This is a genomic window from Haloarcula salinisoli (assembly GCF_019599405.1).
GTDB classification, from domain to species: domain Archaea; phylum Halobacteriota; class Halobacteria; order Halobacteriales; family Haloarculaceae; genus Haloarcula; species Haloarcula salinisoli.
This window is the reverse complement of record NZ_RKLQ01000009.1, coordinates 1-3,033: the sequence shown is the minus strand read 5'-3', so window position 1 is coordinate 3,033 and position 3,033 is coordinate 1. Positions and strand designations below refer to the sequence as shown.

General features: G+C 57.6%; 3 protein-coding genes. All 3 read left to right on the top strand.

Annotated elements, in window-relative coordinates:
* The first annotated feature begins 222 nt into the window (after positions 1-222).
* A complete protein-coding gene (locus EGD98_RS20715) occupies positions 223-1,356 on the top strand; it encodes a glycosyltransferase family 4 protein (RefSeq protein ID WP_220590264.1) in 1,134 nt (377 codons plus the stop codon).
* Between the two features lie 102 nt (positions 1,357-1,458).
* Positions 1,459-2,667 (top strand): glycosyltransferase family 4 protein, encoded by a 1,209-nt coding sequence (locus EGD98_RS20710; RefSeq protein ID WP_220590263.1) that lies wholly within the window; start codon positions 1,459-1,461, stop codon positions 2,665-2,667.
* A gap of 86 nt (positions 2,668-2,753) precedes the next feature.
* On the top strand, positions 2,754-3,033 hold a 280-nt coding region (locus EGD98_RS20705; RefSeq protein WP_413229605.1), incomplete at its 3' end, for a hypothetical protein.

Here is a 3,033-nt window from a genome sequence, read left to right as displayed (position 1 = left end):
CACCGCTGGACTTCCTGGAGAGTGCGTCCACCTGGCGTGTGGCCAACGTCTCCGCCGAGACGTTCGACATCGAATTGAACGCGGCCGCTGGGGGCGACCGCCGGTTCGCCTGGCAGGCCTCCCTGTAACGAGACCGACAGACGATAGGTTAGTGGCTGCTGTTTCAGCTCTTTCGGGAGAAATCAAAAAGTATTGGTTTCAATAAGCAGTACAGTGGCCGTAATGAAAGCGCAGTCTCAGCCCAGAGTTCTCCTCTGTTCGGACTACCTCCCACCCAGCGACGGTGGTGTCGAGCAAGTGGTCGAGAAACTGGCAGTGAACCTCGTTGACCAGGGCTTCGAGGTTGGGGTGTTTACGCTCACGGACCAGAACCAGACGATCAATCTGGAGAATACTCCCGGTGTGTCGTTCTATACGAGTTCGGCGATCGATCTGACCGAGAGTATCGGGCTACAGAGTATGGTCTCGGTATCGGCCCTCACCGAGTTCCGGGGGGTGGTCAACGATTTTCAGCCAGATATCGTTCATGCCCACAACCGGTTTTTTTACACCTCCGCACTGGCTGCCCTCTACTCGCTCTGGTCGGACTACGAACTGGTCACGACGCTCCATCTGGGCGATATCGACATGATATCCGGCATCGGTGGCGCTGCCGCGAAAACGTTCGAGCAGTCAATCAGCCGGTTTGTCATCTCCCGGAGTAGTCAGGTTATCGGTGTCAGTCGGGCGGTCGAATCGATAGGGCGTTCACTTGGCGCGACAGACACGAGCGTCGTCAGGAACGCTGTCGACGTCGATGCATTTGCACCGTCGGCGACGACAGAAAAATCTATAATGTACATCGGTCGGCTGGTTCGGAACAACGGCGTGCAGGACTTGCTCGCCGCTACCCCTCAGATTCTCGAGGAACATCCCAACGCGACGCTGCATATCGTCGGGAGCGGACCACTTGAAGAGATGGTCAGAACGACCATCCGTTCAGAAGGCATGGAGGACTCGGTCCAGCTTCACAGCTACATCGAGGACATCTCGGATGCGTACGACATGGCGACAGTGTTCTGTCGGCCGTCGTACTCCGAGGGGCTCCCACTGACGATGCTCGAGGCGATGAGCTCACAGGTCGTCCCCGTCGTTACCGACATCGCCGGTGTCTCGGAAGTCGTCACCGACGGGAAGACGGGTATCCTCCTCGAACCGGGTAACATCGGTCAGCTCGAAGCCCGTATCACCGAACTTCTCTCGAAGCCCGCCTACCGAGAGACCATTGCCGCGGCGGCACGGGATTACGTCGTCGATAACCTCACTTGGGAACAGCGTACAGAAAAAGTAATTAACGCTTATCAGCAGGTATATTAGCATGTGTGTTACGACCGTTCCCGGCGCTATATCGGGCCTGGGACGACTGCCGGGGGGCAAATCCGAAACGCCAGCAGGGGTAGGAGCCGGGGGCCCTGCGTTATGAAAGTGGCCCACGTGTACGACGAACACTACGCTGTGAGTCCCGAGAAAGGGTCTGTTGCGAAGGTTATCTACAACGTTGCAACGTCTCAGTCCGAACTCGGCCACGACGTGTCTGTACTCGAACGGCAGTGGGACGGGCTCCCGAGGTCAGAGACACGTGATGGTGTCGATTTCCACCGGTTCCGGCTCCGGGTAGGCTCCGACGAAGAGGGCGAAGAAATCCCGTACGCCCAGATCAAAAGCCCCGTCGGGTTGCCGAAGCTATTGACCGACCGTCTGGAATTCGCGCTGAAACTCAGGAGACACTTCAAACGGACCGACTACGATATTATCCACTTTCACCTGCCGTTTACCGCGAATATTCTGGTACACCTGTACCCCGAGATTCGTGAGCGGCTTGTCTACACGGCTCACGCCGGAGAGGTCCGACTCGGTCTGATGGACGACCAGCTGCTCTCCCGACTGTTGTCGACACTCTCTCCCGACCTGCACCTGATGAACAGAGCAGAGGTCTCGACGGTGTTGAACGAAGATCTAGCAACGGCGTTACCCCCGGAACTGGAAGTCGTTCCCAACGGTGTCGATATCCAGGAATATCGGCCCGACAAGGCCGACCTGGTCGACCTGACCGACTCGTATAACATCGAGCCCCCGTTCATGTTGTTCGTCGGGACTATAACGCCGCGAAAGGGGCCAGATATCCTGCTTGACGCCATCGACATGCTGGCCGAACGGGACGTACTCGGCGAAATGACGTTCGTGCTTTCGGGGAACAAGACCGTTGACGAATCGTTCAGCGAGGAAATTGCGGCCCGGGTCGAACAGTTGGACGCAGACATCAGGCTCACTGGGTTCGTCTCGCTATCGGAACTGAAAGCACTGTACGCGCAGTGTGACGCGTTCATCCTCCCCTCTCGCGAGGAAGGTTGGGGGATGGTCGCCACCGAGGCCATGGCGTCCGGAGTAGCCATCGTCGGGTCCGATATCACGAGCATCCGTGCCCAAGTCCGCGACGGTGAGAACGGGTTCTTGGTCCCCCCCGAAAATGCGTCTGCACTCGCGGACGCGATGGAGCAACTGCTGACCGACGACGAACTGAAACAGCGGATGGGCGAACGGAGCAGAACAGTCGCCGTTGAGGAGTTTAGCTGGGAATCTATCGCACAGCAGTATATCGATTTGTACTGGCCCGTCGTCGGCTACTGAGCTACCGCCGGCCGGTCACTTGCCAGGACACTACACTCTCCCGGTTGATTAATTACATCGGACCCCAATAGCGAACTAAGAAGTGTATGACCAAGTATCACGACTACAATATCCCAAATAAAGGAGCCAGTAACTGGCACGAGCCCCTGAACGACAACTTCAGACAGATCGACAACGACATCGAAGTCAGGGAAACCGAAGCGAACCGAACGGAGTATACGCCGGAGGCAGGCGTCAAATTCTTGGCGACCGACACTGGCCGGACATACATCGGTGACGGCAGCAACTGGCAACCCCTCTCGCTACCGGCCGGCGCAAAGACTCCGAGTATCGTCTGTTTCCAAGACGCTGACGGCAGCTACGCCG

What these genes read in the sequence shown, in the direction of transcription:
- EGD98_RS20710 (WP_220590263.1), top strand. Translation starts at nt 1,459, where the DNA reads ATGAAAGTGGCCCACGTGTACGACGAACACTACGCTGTGAGTCCCGAG.
- EGD98_RS20715 (WP_220590264.1), top strand. Translation starts at nt 223, where the DNA reads ATGAAAGCGCAGTCTCAGCCCAGAGTTCTCCTCTGTTCGGACTACCTC.